This is a genomic window from Simplicispira piscis, from assembly GCF_054783455.1.
The window spans coordinates 135789-159826 of the sequence record NZ_BAAGQN010000016.1 but is presented as its reverse complement, the minus strand read 5'-3'; the positions used below and the strand labels follow the sequence as shown (position 1 = coordinate 159826).

20 protein-coding genes are annotated in these 24038 nt (G+C 59.7%); 6 read left to right on the top strand and 14 right to left on the bottom strand.

All coding sequences use genetic code 11. From position 1 onward, the window contains the following. The 6 genes from ACYVOC_RS12690 to dapC form a co-directional block, all read right to left on the bottom strand. Nucleotides 1–1380 (bottom strand): LTA synthase family protein (locus ACYVOC_RS12690; protein WP_461162046.1); only part of this gene is annotated, 1380 nt, incomplete at its 3' end. 202 nt (nt 1381–1582) lie between these two features. Continuing rightward, on the bottom strand, nt 1583–2515 hold the full coding sequence (gene prmB / locus ACYVOC_RS12685) for a 50S ribosomal protein L3 N(5)-glutamine methyltransferase (protein ID WP_461162045.1): 933 nt from the start codon (nt 2513–2515) through the stop codon (nt 1583–1585). Beyond that, nucleotides 2512–3702: a succinyl-diaminopimelate desuccinylase gene (gene dapE, locus ACYVOC_RS12680; RefSeq protein ID WP_461162044.1), complete on the bottom strand. Its 1191-nt coding sequence runs from the start codon at nt 3700–3702 to the stop codon at nt 2512–2514. The genes prmB and dapE overlap by 4 nt, the downstream gene beginning before the upstream one ends. Nucleotides 3703–3717: 15 nt before the next feature. Further along, complete coding sequence (locus ACYVOC_RS12675) at nt 3718–4887, bottom strand: PilT/PilU family type 4a pilus ATPase (RefSeq protein ID WP_116003893.1); 1170 nt, start codon at nt 4885–4887, stop codon at nt 3718–3720. A 51-nt stretch (nt 4888–4938) separates the two neighbouring features. Further along, nucleotides 4939–5763, bottom strand: a complete 825-nt coding sequence (gene dapD, locus ACYVOC_RS12670; RefSeq protein WP_461162043.1) for a 2,3,4,5-tetrahydropyridine-2,6-dicarboxylate N-succinyltransferase — start codon at nt 5761–5763, stop codon at nt 4939–4941. A gap of 4 nt (nt 5764–5767) precedes the next feature. After that, the gene (gene dapC, locus ACYVOC_RS12665) at nt 5768–6973 is read right to left on the bottom strand and encodes a succinyldiaminopimelate transaminase (protein ID WP_116006025.1); all 1206 of its coding nucleotides are present in this window, start codon (nt 6971–6973) and stop codon (nt 5768–5770) included. A gap of 207 nt (nt 6974–7180) precedes the next feature. On the opposite strand from dapC, the gene ACYVOC_RS12660 reads away from it, so the two are divergent. After that, nucleotides 7181–8695, top strand: coding sequence for a methyl-accepting chemotaxis protein (locus ACYVOC_RS12660; protein ID WP_116003895.1), 1515 nt, complete (start codon nt 7181–7183; stop codon nt 8693–8695). 24 nt (nt 8696–8719) lie between these two features. Here the strand turns inward: ACYVOC_RS12660 and rsxB are convergent, their stop codons facing one another. From rsxB to ACYVOC_RS12645, 3 genes are all read right to left on the bottom strand, one after another. Continuing rightward, entirely contained in the window at nt 8720–9382 is a 663-nt protein-coding gene (rsxB, locus tag ACYVOC_RS12655; RefSeq protein ID WP_116003896.1) for an electron transport complex subunit RsxB, read from the bottom strand. An 8-nt stretch (nt 9383–9390) separates the two neighbouring features. Beyond that, a complete protein-coding gene (locus ACYVOC_RS12650; RefSeq protein ID WP_116003897.1) occupies nt 9391–11136 on the bottom strand; it encodes a polyhydroxyalkanoate depolymerase in 1746 nt (581 codons plus the stop codon). A 173-nt stretch (nt 11137–11309) separates the two neighbouring features. After that, nucleotides 11310–12416 carry a GTP pyrophosphokinase gene (locus tag ACYVOC_RS12645; RefSeq protein ID WP_116003898.1) on the bottom strand — a complete coding sequence of 369 codons (1107 nt, stop codon included), beginning with the start codon at nt 12414–12416 and terminating at the stop codon, nt 11310–11312. A gap of 183 nt (nt 12417–12599) precedes the next feature. Between ACYVOC_RS12645 and ACYVOC_RS12640 the strand changes: the two genes are divergently transcribed. Continuing rightward, complete coding sequence (locus ACYVOC_RS12640) at nt 12600–15347, top strand: bifunctional diguanylate cyclase/phosphodiesterase (protein WP_461162042.1); 2748 nt, start codon at nt 12600–12602, stop codon at nt 15345–15347. On the opposite strand, the gene dusA is transcribed toward ACYVOC_RS12640, so the two are convergent. After that, complete coding sequence (gene dusA, locus ACYVOC_RS12635) at nt 15339–16364, bottom strand: tRNA dihydrouridine(20/20a) synthase DusA (RefSeq protein WP_461162041.1); 1026 nt, start codon at nt 16362–16364, stop codon at nt 15339–15341. The two genes, ACYVOC_RS12640 and dusA, sit on opposite strands and share 9 nt — an antisense overlap. A gap of 86 nt (nt 16365–16450) precedes the next feature. Next, nucleotides 16451–17368 (bottom strand): CAF17-like 4Fe-4S cluster assembly/insertion protein YgfZ, encoded by a 918-nt coding sequence (gene ygfZ, locus ACYVOC_RS12630; RefSeq protein WP_116003900.1) that lies wholly within the window; start codon nt 17366–17368, stop codon nt 16451–16453. Nucleotides 17369–17377: 9 nt separating this feature from the next. Between ygfZ and mltG the strand changes: the two genes are divergently transcribed. Genes mltG through ACYVOC_RS12610 form a run of 4 tightly spaced genes read left to right on the top strand, consistent with a single transcriptional unit; the run spans nt 17378 to nt 20472 of the window. Continuing rightward, a complete protein-coding gene (gene mltG, locus ACYVOC_RS12625; RefSeq protein ID WP_199562972.1) occupies nt 17378–18403 on the top strand; it encodes an endolytic transglycosylase MltG in 1026 nt (341 codons plus the stop codon). A 16-nt stretch (nt 18404–18419) separates the two neighbouring features. Continuing rightward, complete coding sequence (gene tmk / locus ACYVOC_RS12620; RefSeq protein WP_116003901.1) at nt 18420–19097, top strand: dTMP kinase; 678 nt, start codon at nt 18420–18422, stop codon at nt 19095–19097. Continuing rightward, the gene (locus ACYVOC_RS12615; RefSeq protein ID WP_461162040.1) at nt 19094–20116 is read left to right on the top strand and encodes a DNA polymerase III subunit delta'; all 1023 of its coding nucleotides are present in this window, start codon (nt 19094–19096) and stop codon (nt 20114–20116) included. Before tmk ends, ACYVOC_RS12615 begins: the two co-directional genes overlap by 4 nt. Further along, entirely contained in the window at nt 20113–20472 is a 360-nt protein-coding gene (locus ACYVOC_RS12610; protein ID WP_116003903.1) for a PilZ domain-containing protein, read from the top strand. The genes ACYVOC_RS12615 and ACYVOC_RS12610 overlap by 4 nt, the downstream gene beginning before the upstream one ends. A gap of 103 nt (nt 20473–20575) precedes the next feature. Here the strand turns inward: ACYVOC_RS12610 and ACYVOC_RS12605 are convergent, their stop codons facing one another. From ACYVOC_RS12605 to ACYVOC_RS12595, 3 genes are read right to left on the bottom strand one after another with little or no spacing between them, the layout of a single operon-like run. Further along, on the bottom strand, nt 20576–21469 hold the full coding sequence (locus ACYVOC_RS12605; protein WP_233521113.1) for an ABC transporter permease: 894 nt from the start codon (nt 21467–21469) through the stop codon (nt 20576–20578). Then, entirely contained in the window at nt 21450–22424 is a 975-nt protein-coding gene (locus ACYVOC_RS12600) for an ABC transporter permease (RefSeq protein WP_116003905.1), read from the bottom strand. The genes ACYVOC_RS12605 and ACYVOC_RS12600 overlap by 20 nt, the downstream gene beginning before the upstream one ends. A gap of 23 nt (nt 22425–22447) precedes the next feature. Next, nucleotides 22448–24028 carry an ABC transporter substrate-binding protein gene (locus ACYVOC_RS12595; protein WP_461162039.1) on the bottom strand — a complete coding sequence of 527 codons (1581 nt, stop codon included), beginning with the start codon at nt 24026–24028 and terminating at the stop codon, nt 22448–22450. Nucleotides 24029–24038 lie beyond the last annotated feature (10 nt).

Sequence of the window (24038 nt, the reverse complement as noted above, 5' to 3'; positions counted from 1 at the left end):
ACCAGTAATTAAGAGAATTCCACCTTGAGTGAAAAATCCACGCTTGGTAAGCTCGTTGAAAAACTGCTCCACCGATTTATCCATGTATTGATAAACTTCTGTTTCAATATTTGACTTGGTGACAGGATCAACAAATGGCGGATGCGTTGAATGGGTCATGAGAACAGCCATATATGGCTCGTTCGCAGTTTCTTCGCGGCCATCCATCCAATTCAGGAGACGCAAGAAGAGTGCTCGATCCTCGACAGCACCGAACAGGCCCTTTTCCCATTCTTTGTAAAAATTATTATTTGGTCCTTCGACATAATCAAATCCAATAGATTTCGTCCAGCCGCCAAGATTTGTAAATTCAAGTGAGCTATTGGAGAAAAAATTGGTTTTGTATCCTTTTGATTTCATGAATTGAGGCAATGAATCATCAATGCAATCAAATCCCTGAAATGCGTCAACGCTTTTGTAGCGACCAATGGAAGGCACAGGATTTCTGCCTGTCAATAGAGAAATGAGTCCGCCATCGGTGGTGAATCCGTTGGCAAAAAAATTACTAAAGTAACTATTTTGTTTTGCCAGGTTATCCAAAAAAGGGGTGTATTTTTTTTGGTTGGGGAGCAGTGTTTCTAGATGGTAAGCTGACAGCGACTCTATCACTAACAAGATGACATTATTTCTAGATGTGTTTTCACCGTCGATACCAATTTTTTTAATCGAATCAATTTTTCCAATATTTTTCTTGTTGTCAAGATATTCTTTGTCAACACCCGAAGGGTAATTTATTTCCATGAAATTCATTACCGTGTCATTGAATATGTAATCAGGGTCTTTCTTTGTAAAAAATAAAAATATAACACCAATTGGTATGGCTAAGTAAATTAATAGTCGTCCAAAAAAAACAGAGCGGCGCGCAAAAAAAACAAAGCCAATTGCAGCAAATATATTAACAACACCAAAGATCACTAAAGCAAGATCTTTAGGGGAAAATTTCAATGCTTGAATAAATGTATAGATTGCATTGGTTTCCCTGGAGAATAAAATAACATCATTCAAATAAACACGATAGTTTAATGTTTTATAAATAATAATATCTAACCAGAAAAAAACAACAGCAGGAATAATGAAAAAAGCCCACAGCAATCGCAATTTGCTTGATTTAAAAAACAGCACAAAAGCACTGAGAATTAAAACTATTGCCAAAAATAATAGATCATGCGCCCATACTGGTGCAATAAAACACCAGCTACACCCCGCAGAGAGGGAGTGCGTATGGTTAACGATGTATGATCGGTATCCAACGCCAAAAATCAGGCCAACAAAAAATAAAACGAACCACATCCCCTTAAATATTGAGAGTAATTTTATTGTGTTGTTATTTTTCAGAGGCATAAATTCACACTTCTACTGGCGGATGGTTTGTTAAAATTTTATACCCCTTGCGCAAGAGATATTCGCCTACTTCCAATCAGCACGAGATGCGTTTCATTCATTATTCGCAGATATCTGCAGAATAGTGCTAGCATTGAAAATGCGGAGTACGTACCGTTTAAGATTTTCCTACCACTTACAGCAAAACGACTTGTGAAATATCTTAGAAATTTTTCTGGCCAGTCAGGGCTTCTGCTGTAATCACAAGCACTTCATCCTCGCCCGCACTGGTCTCCAGCCAGAACACCGGCAATGAAGGAAAAGCAGCTTCGAAGTACGCGCGTTCATTTCCAATTTCAAGTACTAATACGGCGTTTTCACTCATGCACGCAGCGGCACCTTGCAGCAGGTCACGAATAAAATCCATGCCATCGCTACCACCAGCCAAAGCTAATTCAGGCTCTGCGCGGTACTCTGGGGGCAGGGTGCCCATGCTTTGCGTATTGACATAGGGAGGATTGCACAAAATCAGGTCCCAGGGGCCAGCAACTTGCGCCAATCCGTCGCTGGCCTGCAATGCAATGCGATCCTGCAGACCATGGCGTTCAACGTTGATCCGCGCAACGGCCAAAGCGTCAGTGGAAATGTCAGAGCCGGTCACCTGTACATCTGGCCACGCCATAGCAGCAAGGATGGCAAGGCTACCGTTACCGGTACAAAGATCCAGTACTCTGTGCGTGTGTTCATCCAGAAAATCATCAAAGCCCCCCTCCGCAATCAACTCGGCAATCAGGCTGCGCGGCACGATAGCGCGTTCGTCCACATAGAACGGCACCCCCTGCAGCCAGGCTTCGCGCGTGAGGTAGGCTGCGGGTTTGCGCGTGCTGATGCGTTCTTCAAAAAGTGTAGCTACCAGCGCTTTCTGGATGGGCGTTACGGGCTGATTTTGCTTTGAATCAGGTGCGTCGCCAAGCGGGGTGTCCAACGGCAGCCCCAGGCGCCAGAGCACCAGCCATGCGGCTTCGTCGTGGGCGTTGGTGGTGCCATGGCCGAAGGACACGCCAGCGGCCTGAAGCTGCTGCGCACCCGACGCGATGAGGGCGCCCACGGTGTCGCCGGCGAGCGGCGGCAAGGATGTGGCGGGGGCCGCACTCATGCGGCCTGCGCGCCAGCCAGGGCCTGCGCGTGGAGGTTTTCGAGCGTGCGGCGGTAGATGTTCTTGAGCGGCTCAATGTCCACCAGCGCGATGTGCTCGTCGATTTTGTGAATGCTGGCGTTGGGTGGACCACACTCGATGACCTGGGGACAGAGGGTGGCGATGAAGCGGCCATCGCTGGTACCACCAGTGGTCGAGAGTTCGGTGGTGATGCCCGTCTCGTCGGCAATGGCCTGCTGCACAGCAACCACCAGTTCGCCGGGGGTGGTCAGAAAGGGCTGGCCGCCCAGCGTCCATTGCAGTTCGTATTCGAGTTCATGGCGGTCAAGCACGGCGTGCACGCGCTGTTTTAGGCCTTCGGCGGTAGATTCGGTGCAGAAGCGGAAGTTGAAGTCGATAACGACATCGCCCGGAATGATGTTGCTTGCACCCGTACCACCGTGGATGTTGCTCATCTGCCAGCTGGTGGGCTGGAAGAAGGCGTTGCCCGCGTCCCAGCGCATGGCGGCAAGTTCTGCCAGCGCGGGCACTGCCTGGTGAATGGGGTTGCGTGCCAGATGGGGGTAGGCGATGTGGCCCTGGATGCCGCGCACGGTGAGCTTGCCGCTGAGCGTGCCGCGACGTCCGTTCTTGATCATGTCCCCCGTTTTGCGCACGGCAGTGGGTTCGCCCACGATGCAGTAGTCCAGTTGCTCACCTTGGGCACGCAATTGCTCGACGACCACCTTGGTGCCGTCGACCGATGGGCCTTCCTCGTCGCTGGTGAGAAGGAAGGCGATGTTCAGTAGTGGGTCCGGCGTCGCCAGCAAGAACTCTTCCACGGCGACTATAAAAGCGGCGATGGAGGTCTTCATATCGCTGGCACCGCGCCCGTAGAGCTTGCCGCCACGCTGCGTGGGCGTGAAAGGGTGGCTGCTCCATTGCGCAAGCGGTCCGGTGGGAACCACATCGGTGTGGCCGGCAAAGACTATTGTTTTAATAGCGTGTTGCGCTTTATGGGCGGGCGCTACAGTGCGTTTTGACCATAAATTACTGACACGGAAATTGTCGGGGCCGCTGTCCATGGCCTTGCACACGAAACCCAGGGGTTCCAGTCGCTCGGTAATCAGCGCGAGGCATCCGGCGTCGTTGGGGGTGACTGAGGGGCGGGCAATCAGCGTTTCAGCCAGGTGCAGGGTTTGTGACATGGAAAAAGTGAGCGGTCAGGCGTCTGACTTGATATCGAGAATGATTTCGGTAAACGAGGGCTGGTCGTCCTGGTTCTGGACATCGCGAGCCTCCTTGTTGGCCTGGGCGGTTTTGGAGGCGAGCGCGAAATCGTTTTGCAGGCGCCACATCAGATTGGTAGGCGAGTCGGCGTAAGCCAGGCCTTCCTTGCGGTCGATACGGTTCTCCATGATGAGACGCGCGAGGTCTTCCTCGAAGGTCTGAGAGCCTTCAGCCATCGATTTTTCCATGGCTTCACGCACACCGGAAAAATCGCCTTTTTCGATGAGTTCGGACACCAGCTTGGTGTTGAGCATCACTTCGACCGCGGGCAGCCGCTCGCCTGCGGCCGTGCGCACCAGGCGTTGCGAGATGATGGACTTGAGGGCCGAAGACAGGTCGCCCAGCATGGTGGCGCGCACTTCCACGGGGTAAAAGCTCAGAATGCGGTTCAGCGCTTGGTAGCTGTTGTTGGCGTGCAGCGTGGCCAGGCACAAATGGCCCGACTGTGCATAAGCAATGGCGGCCGACATGGTTTCACGGTCGCGGATTTCACCGATCAGGATCACGTCAGGTGCCTGGCGCAGGGCATTTTTCAGGGCCGTCTGCAGTGACTGGGTGTCGCTGCCTACCTCGCGTTGGTTGACGATCGACTTGCGGTTGCGGAACTGGTATTCGACCGGGTCTTCGATGGTCAGGATATGGCCGGTCTGCATGCTGTTGCGCCGGTCGATCATGGAGGCCAGTGAGGTGCTTTTACCTGAACCGGTCGCGCCCACGACCAGTATCAGGCCGCGTTTTTCCAGGATCAGATCACCCAGCACGGGCGGGAGATTGAGGTCGCTCAGCTCCGGAACCTGCTGGCTGATGAAGCGAATGACCACGGCATAGCTGCCGCGCTGGCGCATGGCACTGACGCGGAAACGCCCCACACCCGACAGCGGCACACCCATGTTGAGTTCACCCGTTTCTTCCAGCTCCTCGATGCGGTCTGGCGGCACGATTTCAGACAGCAGGTTGCGCGGCGCATCAGGCGGCAGCACCTGGTTGTTGATCGGCACGCTCTCGCCGTTGATCTTGATCAGTGCCGGGGCGTTGGCCGACAGGTAGACGTCTGACGCCTTCTTCTCGGCCATCAGGCGCAGGATGCGCTCCATAGTGCTCATGGTGAACTCCCTCAGGTGTTGTGGGTGCGAATGCCTGCGCCGGGTTGTTGATCAGTCGCGCAGCAGGTCGTTCAGGCTGGTCTTGGCGCGGGTTTGTGCGTCTACGCGCTTGACGATGATGGCCGCATACAGGCTGTAGCGACCACCATCCTTGGGCAGGCTGCCGCTGATGACCACCGAGCCGGCAGGAATGCGCCCGTAACTCACTTCGCCGGTTGCGCGGTCATAAATAGGGGTGCTTTGGCCCAGGTACACGCCCATGCTGATGACCGAGTTCTCTTCGACGATGACGCCTTCGACGACTTCGGAGCGTGCGCCGATGAAGCAGTTGTCTTCGATGATGGTGGGGTTGGCCTGCAGGGGTTCGAGTACACCGCCCAGGCCCACGCCGCCGGAAAGGTGTACGTTCTTGCCCACCTGCGCGCAACTGCCCACGGTGGCCCAGGTGTCCACCATGGTGCCTTCATCGACGTAGGCGCCGATGTTCACGTACGACGGCATCAGGATGGCGCCACGGGCGATGAAGCTGCCCCGGCGCGCCACGGCAGGCGGTACCACGCGCACACCGGTGGCGGCCATTTCCTGGACCGTGAGGTGGCCAAACTTGGTGGGCACCTTGTCGTAGAAGCCCAGGTCACCCGATTGGATGAGTTCATTGTCTTTCAGCCGAAACGACAGCAGCACGGCCTTTTTGATCCACTGGTGCACCGTCCACTGACCCACCGCCTCGCGCGTCGCCACACGCAGCTTGCCTGTGTTGAGTTCACCAATCACATGTTCGACCGCTTCCAGCACCTCTTTGGGGGCGACGTCGGGCGACAGGCTGGCGCGGTTCTCCCACGCGGTTTCGATGATGCTTTGCAGTTGTTGGGTCATGGATTTAAGCGGTACGGGATTGAATGAATTGCACGATGCGACGGGCGGCCTCGACGCATTCTGCGGTTTCGGCCACCAGGGCCATGCGAATGCGCTGGGCGCCCGGGTTGGCGCCAGCCGCTTCGCGCGCCAGGTAACTGCCCGGAAGTACCGTGACATTGTATTGAGCCAGCAGCGCCCGTGCGAACTCGGCATCGTTCATGCCAAGCGCAGCGGGAACGCCTGCCCACAGGTAAAAACCGGCATCGGGCAGGGCCACGTCCATCACAGGCGCTAGCAAGGGAGTGACCTGGGCGAACTTTTCGCGGTACAGGTTGCGATTTTCCAGCACATGCTGCTCATCGTTCCAGGCAGCAACGCTGGCCGCTTGCACCGCCGACCCCATGGCGCTGCCATGGTAAGTGCGGTACAGCAAAAACGCCTTGATCAAGGCGGCGTCGCCAGCAACAAAGCCGCTGCGCAGACCGGGCACATTGCTGCGCTTGGACAGGCTGGTAAACGACAGCATGCGACGGAAGTCGCTGCGGCCGAGTTGCGCGGCGGCTTCCAGCCCCCCCAGCGGAGGCTCATCACGGAAATAGATCTCGCTGTAGCACTCGTCAGAGGCAATCACGAAACCATACTGGTCGGACAGTTCAAACAGCTTTTTCCATTCTGCCAATGGCATGACTGCCCCCGTAGGGTTGCCGGGAGAGCAAACAAACAACAATTGGGTGTTTTGCCAGACGGCCTCGGGCACGCTGTCCCAGTCCACCGCAAAGTTGCGTGCAGGGTCGCTGGGGGCAAAGTATGGTTGGGCGCCCGCCAGCAAGGTGGCGCCTTCGTAGATTTGGTAGAACGGATTCGGGCACACCACTGTGGCGTTGGCGCGTGAGGGGTCAATGACGGTCTGCGCAAAGGCAAACAGGGCCTCGCGTGAGCCATTCACCGGAAGCACCTGCGTGGCCGGATCGACTGCCAAACCGTAGCGCCGCCCCAGCCAGTCTGCAAAAGCCTGGCGCAGTCGTGCTTCGCCTGCTGTTGCCGGGTAGTTGGCCAGGCCATCCAGACCCGCGACCAGTGCACTCTTGATAAAGGCCGGTGTCGCATGGCGCGGCTCGCCCATGCCCAGGCTGATGGGGGAGAAGGCCGTGGGTAACGGTACATCAGCAAAAAGCTGTCGCAGCCGCTCGAAAGGGTAGGGCTGCAAATGCGAAAGCAGGGGATTCATATGGCCGCCATTATGGGCGATGGCACGGCCACGATGGCCGCATCCTGGGCGCGCCTTGTCGTATGCAATGGGGGTTTTGGCATCTGTGTCAGTACCGTGCAAGCAGACTGTGAACACTGTAGTGGGTTTGCATTTCGTAACAGTATGTGCAAACCTTTAGCAGAGATTCTTCTGCCAGAGGGGTTTATAAGAATCCAGGAGGCTCCCATGACCGATTCCATCTTTATGCATCCAGGCACCTGGCTGATGCGCCGCTTTCACCTGCTGGGCAAACTGATGTTGCTGGGAGCGGTGATGGTGGCGATGTTCGTGGGAGCGGCCAGCCTGGCATCGCCGCAGACCGGGGCAGGCCTGCAATGGACTGTCGTTGGCGTCTGCGTGGCATTGCTCGTGTACCTGCTGGCAGCGTTGTATGCCAGTTTGGCCACGGACCTTGCCGCCCTGGCCCATGCCATGGAGAAAACTGCCCAAGGCGATTTGGGTGTACACATCAAAACCTCGGGAAACGATGAGCTGGCGGACTTGGCGCAGCGGCTGGACCACATGGTGCAAACCCTCTCGGCCATGGTGGCTGACATCCGCAGCAATGCCGCCCTGGTCGCCCATGCAGGCCAAACCATCTCTTCAGACAGCCGGGCGCTGGCCGACCGCACGGAGCAGCAAGCCGCCAACCTGGAGCAGACGGCGGCCAGCGTGGAGCAACTCTCGTCCACTGTGCAAGGCAATGCGCAGACTATTCGCGCAGCAGACCAGCAAGCCAGTGAGGTCAGCCGTGCAGCCGAGCACGGAACCCAGGCCATGGCCCACGCAGTGGAATCGGTGCAGGCCATCCAGCAAGATGCACGCCGCATGAACGAGATCATTGGTGTGATCGATAGCATTGCCTTCCAGACCAATATCCTGGCGCTCAACGCGGCCGTCGAGGCTGCCCGGGCGGGCGAGCAGGGTCGCGGCTTTGCCGTCGTGGCCTCTGAGGTACGCACGCTGGCAGGACGCTCCGGGGAAGCCGCCCGCGAAATCCGTGCGCTGATCAGCGCGTCGGTACGGCAGGTGGAGTCCAGCGCCGGCCTGATCCGCTCGGCTGGAGAGGGCATCTCTGCCATGGCCACGGGTATTCGCAGCGTGGCGGCCACCATGTCGGAAATCGCCACTTCCGGGGGCGAGCAAAGCACCGGCCTGCAGGAGATCACCACAGCGGTGCGCCAGCTCGATCAGATCACCCAGCACAACGCGCAGATGGTGGAACATGCCGTCGAGCAGGCCAGGGCGCTGGAAGGGCGGGCCAATACGCTTTCCCGGGCGGTCGAATCTTTCCGTCTGCAGCAAGGCACGGCGGACGAGGCGGTGGCGCTGACCCAGCGCGCGGTGAATATGCGTTCGAGCGGTTCACGCGATCAGTTTTTACGCAGCATCACCGACAAAAACCAGCCATTTCACGACCGTGACATGTATGTGTTCGCACTCGATTCCAGTGGAACCTACCTGGCCTTTGCCGGCAACGCCACTAAAGTAGGCACGCGCGTCCAGGACATTCCGGGCATTGCCGGCGATCAGTTGGTGCAGGACATCATTGCGCAGGCCGAGCGCGGCCCGGGATGGGTCGAGTACGACATCAACAACCCTGCCACGGGCAAGGTACAGACCAAAATGTCGTTCGTGCGCAAGGTGGACGACCTGTACGTGGGCTGCGGGGTCTACAAGACTTTGGCGGCGCGCGCCTAAAGCCAGGTAGCCGCTCAACCGGCTTTAGAGGGAGCGGCGAGCCCGTGCCCTTGCCAATGCGGCCGCGATGGTGGCCTGTTTGTCTGCAATAGGCGAGGAGGGTGGGGCGTCGCCCTGCGGCGCACTGGCAGCGTCCTCCTGGCCGTTGACCAGGCGCCTGTCAAGCACAGCACAGTCACCAACGGCCAGGCGAGCCTGGCGCTGGTGGTAGCGTTCTTGCGCCTGTTGCGCCTGCGCGGGCGACCAGGCATCCCAGCCCGTTGCTGGCCCACTGGCGTTGACCAGCGCCATGCAATCAACTGGGCAGGCCGGAATGCACAGCTCGCAACCCGTGCAATGCTCTGGCAAAACGGTGTGCATGAGCTTGTTGGCACCCACGATGGCGTCTGCGGGGCATGCTTTGATGCACAGCGTGCAACCAATGCACCAGTCTTCGTCGATCACCACCACACTGCGTGGCCCTTCCACGCCGTACTGGGGGTCAAGGGCCTGCACGGGCAAGCCCGTAATTGCTGCCAGCCGGGCGACGCCTTGCGCGCCGCCTGGGGGGCATTGGTTGATGCCCGCGTCTCCCGCTGCAATGGCGTGTGCGTAGGCTGCACAGTCGGCATAGCCGCAGCGCGTGCACTGCGTCTGCGGCAGGGCCGCTTCAATGCGGGCCGCCAGACCCGCTTGCCGTATGGGCATTGCCGGGGTCAGGCGGCCTTGTTGCGCGCCGGATTTTTGCTGCGCACTGCTGGGGGCGCTGCGGTGACCGTGGTATTGGCTACGGCCACGGCTTCGCGCTCAGGCTGCACGGCAGGCGCCGCTGCGGCTGTGGGCGACGCCGAAGCGTTGCCTGCCGGCGTGGCCCAGCGCGTGGTGGGAGCCGTGGGATCTGCGGGCGATGCCGTCGGCACAGGCTTGGCCGCAACAACAGGGGTTTTTTTGTTGGCAGGGGCGGCTACAGCCGATTTTGCTGCTTTGGTAGCGTGCGCAGATGCGACGACCTTCGCGCTCACAGCCTTGCCTGCGGCGGCCTTGGATGCTGCCACGCCCTTGGACGGGGCGGCCTTGGGCTTTGCGACTGCCTTGGTAGCAACGACGACCTTGGCTGGACTGGCTTCTGCGCGGGCGACCGCCTTTGGAGCGGCGGCTGCAGCGGGAGCGGCGACAACGGGTGCCTGCGGCTTGGCCACTTTTTGATGCTCCAGAATGAAAGCACGCACCGCTGGGTACACCGTCTCACGCCAGCGGCGACCGCTGAAGATGCCGTAGTGACCGGCACCCTTGGCCTCCAGATGGCGTTGCTCTTTGCCTGGCAGACCACTGCAAAGGTCGTGCGCGGCGCGGGTCTGGCCCGAGCCGGAAATATCGTCCAACTCACCTTCAACGGTCAGCAGGGCACCCTGGGTGATATCTTGCGGACGCACCCGTTCGATCGTGCCCGCAGAGGAACGCACGTCCCAGGTGCCGTTGACCAGCTTGTGGTCCTGGAACACGGTCTTGATGGTTTCAAGGTAGTAGTCCGCATCCATGTCGAGTACGGCGTTGTACTCGTCGTAGAACTTGCGGTGGGCTTCGGTGCTGTTGTCGTCGCCCTTGATCAGGTTCTTGAAGTAGTCGTAGTGGTTGACGGCGTGGCGGTCGGGGTTCATTGCCACGAAACCGGTGTGCTGCAGGAAACCTGGATAGACGCGGCGTCCCGCGCCGGGGAAATTGCCCGGGACACGGTAAATGACATTGTTCTCAAACCACTCGTAGCTTCGCTCGCTGGCCAGGTTGTTCACTGCAGTGGGCGATTTGCGGGCATCGATGGGGCCGCCCATCATGGTCATCGACAGCGGTGTTTTTTCGCCACGACTGGCCATCAAAGAAACCGCTGCCAGCACAGGCACGGTGGGCTGGCACACGCTGACCACATGGCAGTTGCCGTATTTTCCCTGCAGGTGACGGATGAACTCCTGCACATAGTTGATGTAGTCATCCAGGTGGAATTCACCCTCGGAAAGAGGCACCAGGCGCGCGTTCTTCCAGTCGGTGATGTAGACCTTGTGGTCGCTGAGCATGGAGCGCACGGTGTCGCGCAGCAATGTGGCGTAGTGGCCTGACAAGGGCGCCACGATCAACACCACGGGCTGGATCTTGAGGTTTTCCAGCGTCTTCGGATCGTCCGAGAAGCGCTTGAAGCGGCGCAGTTCGCAGAAAGACTTGTCCAGTTCCACGCGTTCGTGGATCGCCACTTCAACGCCGTTCACGGCCACAGTCCGGATACCGAAGGTCGGTTTTTCGTAGTCTTTGCCCAGCCGATAGATCAGGTCGTAGCCTGCCGACATGCGCTGGGCCAGCGGCGTCTTCTGGAACGGCGAGGACGGGTTGCTGTAGAGCTTGGAAGCAGCCAACGCAAAATCTGCGAAGGGTTCCATGAAGGAGCGCTGGGTTTCAAAGATCTGGTAGAGCATGGGGCGAAATCCAATATGTTGCAGTGCAATATAACAGCATTTGGTTACTGGTGTTGGCAGTAAAACTACTAAGAGAGCGTCACGTTGGTGACACAGTAACAAGCAAGAAATGGCTGCTATCAAACATCCGATTGCTATCAACAATATAGCTGCTAACGCTTTACCTAATTGCCTTATACGCCTTTTTTATCTATATCTTTGACGGCAGCCTGACTGCCTGCCTGCGACTGCAACCAGGCATCGAACGAGGTACGCGACACCTTGCGCAGCGCTTGGCCGAACACCTCCTTGTTACCCAGATACAGGCAGTGCCGGATGACGGTATAGGCGTTGAACTTGCCGTTCGGGTTCTGTTCTTCGAAATACTGCTTGTAGCGTTTGACAATGCCGATGTTCTGCCGCAACAGGCCATTGAAGCGTGCGCGGGTAATCCCGGGCGACCAGGCGTGGATGTCGTCCACGAAACTGTCCAATTTGTGCGGTTCAAACGTGAAGTCGCGGAAAAAATGCGTGGCGATCTTGAGAAAGGAGAACGCATCGAGCACGCTGCCTGGCAGCGCAGCCTGGGGCATAGGCTGTGGATCAAGATCGGCCAAGGATTCGTCGGTCGCGTCGGGGGCCTTGAGCAATTCAGCTTCGGTTTCGTCGCGGATTTGCCGAAATTCGCGGTCAGCCAGCTCAAACAGGGCAGACAGCACGTTAATGCGTCGCTTGAGTGGGCCGGGAATGGCCTTTTTGTACTTGATCTTATGGTCCAGCACGCTCCAGGAGTCCTGGATGATGGTGCGGATCTGCAGCTCGATAGGCCACGGCGCAAGCAGTGCATGCGCTGGCAGGGCGGCCTGCGAGGCATTCAGGCGCAAGTCCAGGTGCAGGCCCTTGTAGCCAAACGCAGCCTCGGTCCCCTCCACGGCGCTGACCTTGTCCGTCACCTCGATCACATCAAACAATGACTGCACTGCCGCCGCTACTTTTTCCAGTTCGTCTTCGTACAGGCAAACCACGCGCACACCAATCAGGTCGCTGATGTAGTCGCGTATTTCATAAGGTGTGCTGCTTTCCTCCAGCACGGCGCGGTATTTGCGCGAGAACTTGCGAATGCACTCGTCGCGCTCCTTGACCCGGCCTTCCACCTTGGAGATCTCGACCTGGCCGTTGCGGGCTACGTGCGAACCTACCAAATCCACAAAAGCCGCGCAGGCCGCCTGCAGTTGGCTCTGGTGTTTGTCATGGAAGGCCAAGAAGCGGGATTCCTCCAGTTCGAAGTCAAGCGATGGCATGGGGCGGGCTTTCTGAAAGGCGGGTGTGTCGTGTTGCTTGGATTCTCAGGGGTATCTGGCATTGGCCGAGCCGCTCTGTCGGGCAGTTTCGCAAAATTGGGCAAACTTGTTAACCTATACAAGCTGCTACAACGCCCGGTTCTTTCGCGGTCGGCCAGCTGCCTTGGCCTTCTCTTCCTGTTCATGCAAACCACTGCCTCCACTGTAGTTTCGCAGGAGCCCCGCATTCCCGGGCACCTGCCGATGTTCGCCGGGCTATTGCTGGCGGTGTTGCTGCTGGGCCTGACCTGGCGGCACTGGGTCAGCGAAACACAGACTTCCCTTGGCCGGCGCCAGCAAGCCTTCACAGCGGCGGTGGACCGTAACACCTACAGCATCCGTGACCAGATGGGCACCCTGTCGATGATGCTGCGCGGCGTCAAAGGGTATTACGACGGTTCTGAAAGTATCGACCGCGAAGAGTTCCATGCCTATGTAGCAGCGCTGTCGCTGGAAGACACCCTTCCTGGTCTGCAAGCCGTGGCTTATGCGCCACGCCTCGTAGCAGGCCAAGTGCAGGCCCACGAACTGGAAATGCACAGCAAGGGTTTTCGCCGCTACGCAGTTCAGCCCGCCGGGGATCGCGCGTATTTCGCTCCCCTCAGCTATATCGAACCACTCACCGGCCGCAACCTGAAAGCGCTGGGGTTTGATATCAGCACGGTTCCAGCCACCAGGGATGCGCTGGAACGCGCCCGTGATACCGGGAAGGCCTCGTTGAGTGCCGCGTTAACGTTGCGGCAAGACGCAGGCCGCAAGGATGCTGTGGGAGTCGTCATGTACCTGCCCATCTATACCAAACCCAGCGACCCCGACACGGTTGAGGGTCGCAGGCGGGCGCTGTTCGGCTGGATATCAGCTCCCATTCGCATCCACGAGATGTTGCAGGGCATGACCCGGCAACTTGATCCCGACATCGACCTGAGCATCCGCGATGTGGGCGCTTCTGAAGGCTTGGCACTGCTGTACGGCAACGCCTCGGCTGGCGACTCTGACCTGCACGAAACCCGACTCTTGGACATTGGCGGCCGCACGTGGGAGCTTTCCATGCGCGCGCTGCCGCACTTTGAGCAGCGCTTTAAAAACAATAACCAAGCCTTTAACGCCATGATGGGCGTGATGCTCAGCTTGATGGTGGGCGGACTGATCTGGTTTTTCTCCACCGCCCGGGTGCGTGCCATGACACTGGCCCATCGCATGACCCAAGCACTGCGCTCCACCCGTGACGATCTGGAGAGCACCCTCAACGCAATTCCCGACTTGCTTTTTGAACTCGACCAGGAAGGGCGCATTCACCACTTCCGCTCGGCACGGTCTGGTCTGTTGGAATTGGCTCCCGAGATGTTCCTGGGCCAGCGGCTGATCGATCTGGTAGCGCCCGAAGCCGTGCCGGGCTGCCGCACCACGCTCCAGGCGGCCATGGACACAGGCTATTCAGCCGGCCACCAGTACCGCATGGACCTGGGCGCGCAAAGCCACTGGTTTGAACTATCTATTGCCCGCAAGGACGGCATTCCCGCAGGTCAGGGGCAACGCTTTGTCGCCATTGCGCGGGACATTACCGAACGCAAGCAGGCCGAGGCGCGCACACACCAGCTGGCTTACTTTGACACCCTGACGGCGCTGCCCAACCGCCGCATGCTGCTGGACCGCCTGGAGCACGCATTGGCATCGGCACGCAAGTCGGGACAGGTCGGTGCGCTGTTTTTCATCGACCTGGACAACTTCAAGCAAATCAACGATGCCCGCGGACACACCCTGGGCGATGCGCTGCTGGTGCAGGTTGCGCAGCGCCTGACCGGGCTGGTACCGGTCAGCGCTACCGTGGCACGCCTGGGTGGCGATGAGTTCGTGCTGTTGCTCAACAACCTTGCCCTGGACATGCATGACGCAGGGCGCGAAGCGTTGTTGATGGGCGAGACGATCCGTAGCGCACTGGAAGATCCGTACACGATTGAGGGGCACTCGTACGACGCCACCGCCAGCATTGGCATCACCTTGTTTCCCAAAGAGCACGAGGGGGTGGAAGACCTGCTGCGGGAAGGCGATACCGCGATGTATCGTGCCAAGGACCTCGGGCGCAACCGCATCAGCTTCTACGAGGCGGCGATGCAGGCCGACGCGCAAGAGCGCCTCGCGCTGGAACAAGATTTGAAGAAGGCCAAGGCCGAGGGTCAACTGGCAGTGTATGTGCAGCCACAGGTCAATGCGGCCGGTACGGTGGTGGGGGGCGAGTTGCTGATGCGCTGGAACCACCCGGTGCGGGGCAGCGTTCCGCCCAGCTGTTTCATACCTGTAGCCGAGTCCTCGGGATTGATTTTGCGCATGGGCGATTGGATGATCGAGCAGGCCTGCGAAGCGCTGGCGCGGCTGGAGGCAGCGCAGCGCGTCGTCTCCCTCTCCGTCAACGTGAGCGAACGCCAGTTTCGCCAGGATGATTTTGTCGAGCGCGTGCGCGGCATGCTGGAGCGCACGGGCGCTCCGCCCGAACATCTGATCCTGGAAGTGACCGAAAGCCTGTTGATCGAAAACCTGGACAAAACCGTAGCCCGCATGACCGAACTGGTACAGATGGGGCTGCGCTTTTCTATCGACGACTTTGGCACCGGCTATTCCAGCCTGGCCTACCTGAAGAAGCTGCCGATTTTTGAGTTGAAAATCGACAAAAGCTTTGTGCAAGACACACCGGACGACCCCAATGGGACGGCGATTGTCGAGTCCATCCTCGCCGTGGCCCGCCACCTCAAGCTGCGGGTGGTCGCCGAAGGTGTGGAAACCAGCGCCCAGGCCGAGTTTCTGGCCTCGCACGATTGCGACTGTCTGCAGGGCTATTTTTTTGGCCGCCCCGAACCGCTCGAGCCCTGGCTGCAGCGCAGGCTGACTTCAGTGTGATGCCGCTTCGCGGCGCTCCTGCACTTCCACTTGGGCCGCGTGCGCCAACGCCATCACCTCACGCGGCGGGCAGTCCTTGAGGTGGTGGTCGCTCCACACCTGGCGCCAGCGCCGCGCACCCGGCAGGCCGTGGCGAAGGCCCAGCATATGGCGGGCAATCGCGTACCAGTGTGTGCCATAGGCTGCAGCTTCCCGCTCCATGTACTCCACCATGGCGGCCTCCACCTCGTCACGGGTCAGCGGATTGGGCGCTCCGCCGTAATACAACGCGTCCCAGCCGGTCAGCCACCAGGGGTTGTGGTAGGCCTCACGGCCGACCATCACACCATCGAGGTGGGCGAGTTGCTCCTGCACTGCCTCATCGGTGTTCAGCCCCCCGTTGATGGCAATGGTCAAGTCTGGAAAATCACGTTTGAGCTGATGCACGACGTCGTAGCGCAGCGGCGGCACCTCCCGGTTTTCCTTGGGTGACAAACCCTGTAGCCAGGCATTGCGTGCATGCACGATAAACACCGAGCAGCCCGCCGCATGCACCGTGCCGATGAAGTCGCGCACAAAGCCATAACTCTCGTCCTTGTCGATGCCAATGCGGTGCTTCACGGTGACCGGCACCTGCACCGCATCCACCATGGCCTTGATGCAATCGGCGACGTGCTGGGGCTCCTTCATCAGGCTGGCCCCAAAAGCACCGCGCTGCACCCGGTCACTGGGGCAGCCGCAGTTCAGGTTGATTTCGTCATACCCCCACTGCGCGCCCAGTTGCGCACTGCGGGCCAGGGTGGCCGGATCGTTGCCACCGAGCTGCAGCGCCACAGGATGCTCTTCGGCGTTAAAGCGCAAATGCCGCTCGGTGCCGCCGTGGATGATGGCGCCGGCATTCACCATCTCGGTGTACAGCAGCACATGGCGACTCAACAGCCGGTGCAGGTAGCGGCAATGGCGGTCCGTCCAGTCCATCATCGGGGCAATGGACATACGCCAGGGACTGTGCGGGGTGGTGATCTGGGTGGATTCCAAAGGTGTGTCTACCAAACGGTGGGCATCAACGCAGTGCCGCTCTCCTGCCTGTGGCAAAAGGGCACGCACAACCGTCGCCTGCGGGGTCAAATATCTTCGAGCAAGAGGTAGGGCAGGGAGCCCAGGGTCAAGGCCGCGCCATCCACGGCTGCGGCGCGCAACCCGCCTTGTTCCGCTGCCGCAATTTGCAGTGAAACAATCGCGTCCCACCCCCCATTGGGAGCCGGGGCGGCCTGCACCACGGTTCCACAGGGTTGCTCGGGATCGGCGGGGGCATACACGTCGGCGCCTGCCAGCAGTTCGGCGTCGGCATGGGCCAGATAGGCCCTGCGTTTGATAGCCCCCCGGAACTGGCTGCGCGCCACTACTTCCTGGCCGGGGTAGCAGCCTTTCTTGAAGCTCACGCCATCGACCGATTCGTAGTTGAGCATCTGGGGCACAAAGGCATCCACCAGCGGCGCAGTCAATGTGGCAACGCCGCTTTGCACCTCGCCCCAGGCCCACAGCGCCGGGTCGATCGCGGGCCCGGCCGGTGCGGGTTCACCCGCCGGCGCCAACCACAAGGCCCGGGGCTGCCCTGCTGCAGGCGGCAGATGCACCACAATTTTATTATCAAAATCGACTTTCGACCAAGCTGGTTGAGAGCCTCCAGCTACGGATTCAATAGCATTTCCTGCTAACCCAAAAATCTGAATGTCTGCTGTGGCGTCGGTCAGTTTGGCCTTGGCGCGCATCACGAACATGGACAAGCGTTTGAGCGTAGGCGCCAGCAGGTCACGGCTGCACACCAGCCACACTTCGGTGGGGCTGCGCTTGAAACCAATGAAACTGGCCTGCATGCGGCCTTTGGCCGACAGAAAGGCGGTCAGCCGCGCGTGACCCATGTCCAGCAACGCGAAGTCATGGGTCAGCTGGCCATGGAGAAACTTGACGGCGTCATCGCCTTCGGCGCGGATCACGCCCAGGTGGTTCAGGGGGGCAATGCCATGGAAATTCGAAGTCATCCCTGAATTATGATGCCCCCTCTCATACATACACATAGCAGGGTTGTGCGACGTCTTCTGGTCTGGTTATTGTTCTTGGCAACGGTCTTCGGTGGCGCAGCAGCTTGGTGGCTGCACGCCCCCTTGCCCATGGGCGCCGAACCACTGGAGCTCGCCATCGAGCCCGGAACGCCCCCGCGCGCCATTGCACGGGACATCGAGCAGGCCGGTGTCCGGGTCGATTCCCGCATTCTGTTTGCCTGGTTTCGCCTGTCCGGCAAGGTGCGCGAGATCAAGGCCGGCAACTATGAGATTCCCCCAGGCACCACGCCACTGACCCTGCTCGACAAGCTGGTGCGGGGCGAGGAATCCCTGCGCAGCCTGACCTTGCTGGAGGGATGGACCTTTCGCCAAGTGCGCGCCGCACTGGCACGCGAAGAGGCTCTCAAGCACGACACTGCCACCCTCACGGATGCCGATCTGATGGAGCTCCTGGGGCGTCCGGGTGTGCACCCTGAGGGCCGTTTCTTCCCCGACACCTACACCTACGCCAAGGGATCGAGCGAGTTGGCGGTTCTGCGGCGTGCTCTGCATGCCATGGACCGGCGTCTCGAAGCGGCCTGGGCGCAGCGGGCCAATGACACCCCTCTCAAATCCGCCGACGAAGCACTGATCCTCGCCAGCATTGTGGAAAAGGAAACCGGGCGTGCAGCCGACCGGGCGCAAATTGCCGGGGTGTTCAGCAACCGGCTGCGCACTGGCATGCTGCTGCAAACCGACCCGACCGTCATTTACGGTCTGGGCGAAAAATTTGACGGCAACCTGCGCCGCAAGGACCTGCAGACCGACACCCCCTGGAACACTTACACCCGCGCGGGCCTGCCGCCCACGCCCATCGCCATGCCGGGCAAGGCCTCGCTCCTGGCGGCTGTGCAGCCCGAAAGCACCCGCGCACTGTATTTTGTGGCGCGGGGCGATGGGTCCAGCCATTTCAGCGCTTCGCTGGACGAGCACAACCGCGCCGTCAACCGTTTTCAGCGCGGCCAGTCGCAATAAAACGAAAGTCCGTCGCATGAGTCTCCCCGGCCTGTTCATCAGTTTTGAAGGCATCGATGGTGCGGGCAAGTCCTCGCACATCGAGACACTGGCCAACGCTTTTCGGGCCCAGGGCCGCACCGTAGTCACTACCCGCGAGCCCGGTGGTACGCCGCTGGCAGAAAAATTGCGCAACATGCTGCTGAATGACAGCATGGATGCACTGACCGAAGCCCTGCTGGTATTTGCCGGAAGGCGCGACCACTTGCGTACCGTGATCGAGCCTGCATTGGCCGGTGGTGCCGTGGTGCTGTGCGACCGTTTTACCGACGCTACTTTTGCCTACCAAGGGGCAGGTCGTGGTTTTTCTCTTGAAACGCTATCGTTTTTGGAGCGCGTTGCGCAGACGGGTGTTGCCCTGGAGCCCGATTTTATGCGAGAACCTGATCTCACGTTCTGGTTTGAGCTAGACCCCGCCATTGCGGCCCAGCGCCTCTCCCAGGCGCGGGCACCGGACCGTTTCGAGGCCCAGGATGCTGCTTTTTTCGCGCGTGTGGCCCAGGGCTATGCCCAGCGCGCCGCCGGGGCTCCCAAACGTTTTGCCCGGCTTGACGCTGCGCAGCAACGGCCCCAGGTATGGCAGCAACTGCAGCAGGTACTGGTGCGCAAGGGCTGGCTGCAAACCTCGACCGCGCAGACTGGAGCAACCCCTTGAACACCTCACCCCTGGCACCCTGGGTGGCCGCTCAGCGCAACACCTTGCTCGCGCAGCGCGGCCACGCCTGGCTTTTGCACGGCCCCTCGGGGCTGGGGCAATACACGCTGGGCCTGGAGCTGGTACGCGCCTGGCTGTGCGAAGCGCCATCGCCCCGGGGCGCCTGCGGTCAGTGCAGCAGCTGCCACGCCATCGACGTGCATGCGCATGCCGACCTTTGCATGCTGATGCCTGAAGTAGACATGCTGGCCCTGGGGTGGCCTCTGCCTGAAAAAGCACAGGCCGAAATTGACGACAAGTCGCGCAAACCCAGCCGGGAAATCCGTGTCGAGGCCATGCGCAATGCGGTCGAATTTTCCCAGCGCACCAGCGCTCGCGGTCGGGGCAAGGCGGTGCTTGTCTATCCCGCAGAGCAGATGAACCACGTCACGGCCAATGCACTGCTCAAAACACTGGAAGAGCCGCCAGGCGATGTGCGCTTTGTGCTGGCCAGCGAAGCCGCGCACCAGTTGCTGCCCACCATCCGTAGCCGCTGCCTGGGCCACACCATGGTTTGGCCCGATGCGCCTGAGATGCTGGAATGGATGACCGGGCAGGGCGTTGCACCTGCCGCCGCCACGGCCTTTTTGCGTGCAACAGGTGGGCGCCCCGATGACGCCTTGGCATTGGCCCGGTCTGGCCAGGGGCCCGAGGTCTGGGCGCAGTTTCCGCAGGCCATGTTGCGCGGCCAGGTCAGCGCATTGGCCCAATGGACTCCTGCACAAGCCATCGATGCAATGCAGAAACTTTGCCATGACCTGATGGCCCTGCGCACTGGCGCCGCGCCACGCTACTTTGCAGTGGCGGACCTACCGCCGCCGCCAGCGTTGGCACCGCTCACGCGCTGGTCGCGTGCGCTGATGCAGTCCGCCCGCACCGCCGAGCATCCGTTCAATACCGGGCTGGTGCTGGAGGCGCTTGTCGCCCAGGCGCGAAACGTCCTACACTCTCCCCAACGTACCCCGCCCGCAACACCATGAGCAGCCCTCCCACCGCGCCCCGTCCCAGTGTCATGCAACTGGCTATCAAGGAAAAAGGGGCCTTGCATGCGGCCTACATTCCTTTTTTCGTCGAGGGTGGCATCTTTGTACCCACGCCGCGCGAATACCGGCTGGGCGATGATGTTTATGTGCTGCTGACCCTGCCCGATGACCCCCAGCGCTACCCCGTAGCTGGCCGTGTGGCCTGGGTCACGCCCGCACGGGCTGGAGGTAACCGTACCCAAGGCGTCGGTATCCAGTTCCCCAAGGACGAAAAGTCACGCCAGCTCAAGCTCAAAATCGAAGAACTGCTGGGCACAGCGCTGGGATCTGAGCGCCCCACGCAAACCATCTAATCCAGCACAAAAGACCGTAGCTTTGGCGCTGGCACCCCGGGGCTCTATACGAACCGTCTTGAAGCCCGGTGCAGACAAAATCCCTGCAGCCGGGTGGCGCGCTTCACAAACGTCGGTTGGTGGGGTCCAGTTCCTTGCGCAGAGCCTCGCCCAGACTATTGAACGCCAACGCGGTGCAAAGTATCGCCAAACCAGGCGCATACATTTGCGAGGGCTCGATCTCCATGCTTTGATAGGCTCGTGCCAACATGGCGCCCCAACTAGCTTCTGGCGGCTGGATACCCAAGCCAAGAAAGCTGAGACTGGCCTCCGCCAGCAGCGCCCCCGCTAGCAAAATAGTGATCTGTACCAAAACAGGCTGGATTGCGTTGGGCAGCACATGGCGCCACAAAATATGCGTGGTGGACGCACCGTAACAACGCGCGGCATCCACGTATTGTTCCTGACGCACGATCAGTGTGCGTGCCCGCACGATGCGTGCGAGCTGCGGCGCAAAGACAATACCCACGGCTATCATGCCGTTAGTCAAGCCAATACCCAGCGCTCCCGTGACAGCGATTGCCAGGACGATGGCAGGAAACGAGAGCAAGGTATCTATCACGCGACTGACCACCGTATCCAGCCAGCCGCCGCGAAAACCCGCAAGAATGCCAATCGGCACGCCCAGAATAAAGGCAATGCCGACAGCCAGTGCGCTTGCGTACAAGGCCACACGCCCTCCATAGAGCAGGCGGCTCAGGATGTCTCGACCAAGGTCGTCTGTGCCCAGCCAATGCTGGGCTGAAGGTGCTGCCAGCGTGTTTCCCAAGTCTTGCATGGAAGGCGAATAGGGAGCGATCAATGGCGCGCCAAAAGAGACCAGTACAAGCAGCACTAGAAAACCTAGGCTGAGACCTGCCCAGGGGTCTCTGCTCAGCCACGCCCCAATCGCGCTATGCCATGTGGGGGAAAAGGGAGGCGTAAGGGTAGTGGCCATGTCAATGAAGGCGTGGGTCAATCACGCGATAAAGCAAGTCTGCAAGAAGATTGAGGAGCAAAACGATCACCACGAGCACCAAAATGACGCCCTGCACGACAGGAAAATCACGCTGAAGTGCAGCGCCAACAATCAGGCTGCCCACGCCGGGAATCGCAAATACCGCCTCGATCACCACGGTGGCCGCCAGCATGCGGTTGGCCAGCAAGGTCAGGACTGTGAGAAGGTTGATGCCCACGTTCTTGAGCCCGTGTTTCCAAAGAATGGCTGCGGACGAAAGTCCCTTTGCATGCAGCGTGCGCACCTGCTGCGATTGCGCCAGTTCGGCGAGCGAGCTTCGTATCTGGCGTGCCACTTCGGCTATTCCGCCTGCGGCAAGTGCCATCGCAGGGAGAGCTGCATGGTGCAGCGCGCTGACCCAGTCGTCCTGCCACGCGACGGCACCGGTGACTGGAAACCAGCCCAGTTGCAAGGCGAAGAACGCAATCATCACCATGGCTAACCAGAAATTGGGGACAGCCACCCCCAAAGACGATAGCGCCATAAGAACCCGATCCAGCCCCCGGCCCTGGTGTGCCGCCGCCAGGATCCCCAAAGGAGCCCCCACCGCAAACGCCAGCACCAGCGCCATCACCACAATGAGCAAGGTGTGGGGCAGGCTGCGTGCAATCGAGGTGGCAACCTCTTCACCCGACAGCAAAGAGCGTGAAAGGTTGCCTTGCACTGCGTCAGTGAGCCAGGAAAAATACTGCACGAAAAAGCTACGGTCCAGGCCATAAAGCTGCCGGATTTCGGCAATTCGCGCATCGGATGCGTTGTCGCCAGCCAAGGTGACAGCGATGTCACCCGGAACAAGCTTGAGCAGACCGAACGCCACAAAGGTGGCGAACAGCAGCACGGGCAGCGACTGGGCCAGTCGCCCCCATAAAAGGCTCAGACCTCTTCCGTTACCCAGTTCCCGCAGCAATTGGCGCATGACCGCAGCCCTCCGTTACCGCGTCAGGACGCGAGCCAGACGTCGTTGAACTTCGGCTTGCCCAGCAAGTTGGGCACGAAGTCGCGCACTTGCGGCGCGGCTGCCGCCACTTCTACCTGGAAAACCAAGGGCGCCACGTAGGCTCCTTCCATGACGGTACGCTGGATGCTGGAGAACACCCGCTGGCGGTCTGCCAAGGTCTCGCGGGCCCGGCTCTCCTGGAGCAACTTTGTGAACTCTGGAGAGATTTCCGTACGTCCGGCATTGAAATAGGCGCTCGTACCATACAGAGATCCGTAGGACATACTGGGATCGGGTCGCCCAGTCCAGGCCGACAACAGGGCGTCCGTTTTCTTCTCGCTACCAAAGAACTGGGAGGCAGCTTCGGCCACCGGGGCGGCAATGAAGCGCGTCTTGATCCCGACCTTTCCGAGCTGCTCCATCACGATTTCGTTGCGGCGCACCGAGTCTTGGTCATTGTTGCCACCAAACACAATTTCGATGTTGGAGAGGCCTGACTCTGCAACCAGTTTGCGTGCACGCTCGGGATCAAAGGGGTACAGGCCCACCAGTGATTTGTCGTAGGCCCAGTGGGCCGATGGAAGTTGCATGTGCGCGATTTCGCCCAGGCCTCCCATACCGGCCTTCAAGAAGGCGTCGCGGTCGATGGCAAAGTTGATGGCTTGACGCACCTTGAGGTTACTGAGTGCACCACGCGCGAAGTTGAAGTAAATCTGATGCAGGTACAGCGTGGGGCCCGTGACGAATTTCAAATTTTTGGCACGGTCGATGATTGGTTTGTAGCGTGCAGACAAGGAATGCACAAAATGGTTCTGGTTGGCCACTACCGAGCGCAACGCCGTAGCGTTGTCTACGATGATGTTGAATTCGATGCCGTCCACATAGGGCTGATCAGCGCGCCAATATTGTTCGTGCCGCACCAACGTCACGTTTTGACCGTCGGCCCATTTGACGAATTTCCAAGGGCCTGCGCCCACTGGCTTGCGGTCGTGGTCCGCGCCCAGTTCGCGCACAGCCTTGGGCGACACCATCATGCCGGCACGGTCCGACAAGGAGGCGGGCAGGGTGTAATCCGGCTGGTTCAGCGATACCTTGACCTGCAGGGGGCCTGTCACTTCAACCTGAGAAATGTTGGCGAGGTCTGCCTTGAGGTTGGAGCGCGCATCCTGGCGATTCCGGTCAAGATTGAACTTCACGGCTTGCGCATCGCACGCAGTGCCATCGTGGAATTTCACCCCGGGGCGCAGCGTTAACACCATGGTGCGTGGATCTGGAAATGCCCACTCTGCAAGGCCAGGCTTGGTCTGCAGAGTCTTGTAGTCCCACTCCACCAAGGTGTCATAAAGAGTCCACAGGTAGGCGTGGTCGGTTCCTGCTCCTCCGGTGGCCGGATCCAGGCTCGAGGGATTGACCAGCGCGGCCACCTTCAGAACGCCACCTTTTTGGCGTGCAGCCTGCGCCCAGACGGGCATGCTTGCTCCGCCCGCCATGGCAGCGCTGGCCGCCAGCATGGACGCCAGGGCGCGTCGCCGCGCAGGGTCAAAGGCATGGGACGGCGTAGTGTGCGAGATGTCTGTTTTCACTTTTTGTCTC

Coding starts and splice junctions, on each gene's coding strand:
- prmB (WP_461162045.1), bottom strand. CDS start 2,515: ATGAGTGCGGCCCCCGCCACATCCTTGCCGCCGCTCGCCGGCGACACC.
- dapE (WP_461162044.1), bottom strand. CDS start 3,702: ATGTCACAAACCCTGCACCTGGCTGAAACGCTGATTGCCCGCCCCTCA.
- ACYVOC_RS12675 (WP_116003893.1), bottom strand. CDS start 4,887: ATGAGCACTATGGAGCGCATCCTGCGCCTGATGGCCGAGAAGAAGGCG.
- dapD (WP_461162043.1), bottom strand. CDS start 5,763: ATGACCCAACAACTGCAAAGCATCATCGAAACCGCGTGGGAGAACCGC.
- dapC (WP_116006025.1), bottom strand. CDS start 6,973: ATGAATCCCCTGCTTTCGCATTTGCAGCCCTACCCTTTCGAGCGGCTG.
- ACYVOC_RS12660 (WP_116003895.1), top strand. CDS start 7,181: ATGACCGATTCCATCTTTATGCATCCAGGCACCTGGCTGATGCGCCGC.
- rsxB (WP_116003896.1), bottom strand. CDS start 9,382: ATGCCCATACGGCAAGCGGGTCTGGCGGCCCGCATTGAAGCGGCCCTG.
- ACYVOC_RS12650 (WP_116003897.1), bottom strand. CDS start 11,136: ATGCTCTACCAGATCTTTGAAACCCAGCGCTCCTTCATGGAACCCTTC.
- ACYVOC_RS12645 (WP_116003898.1), bottom strand. CDS start 12,416: ATGCCATCGCTTGACTTCGAACTGGAGGAATCCCGCTTCTTGGCCTTC.
- ACYVOC_RS12640 (WP_461162042.1), top strand. CDS start 12,600: ATGCAAACCACTGCCTCCACTGTAGTTTCGCAGGAGCCCCGCATTCCC.
- ygfZ (WP_116003900.1), bottom strand. CDS start 17,368: ATGACTTCGAATTTCCATGGCATTGCCCCCCTGAACCACCTGGGCGTG.
- mltG (WP_199562972.1), top strand. CDS start 17,378: ATGATGCCCCCTCTCATACATACACATAGCAGGGTTGTGCGACGTCTT.
- tmk (WP_116003901.1), top strand. CDS start 18,420: ATGAGTCTCCCCGGCCTGTTCATCAGTTTTGAAGGCATCGATGGTGCG.
- ACYVOC_RS12610 (WP_116003903.1), top strand. CDS start 20,113: ATGAGCAGCCCTCCCACCGCGCCCCGTCCCAGTGTCATGCAACTGGCT.
- ACYVOC_RS12600 (WP_116003905.1), bottom strand. CDS start 22,424: ATGCGCCAATTGCTGCGGGAACTGGGTAACGGAAGAGGTCTGAGCCTT.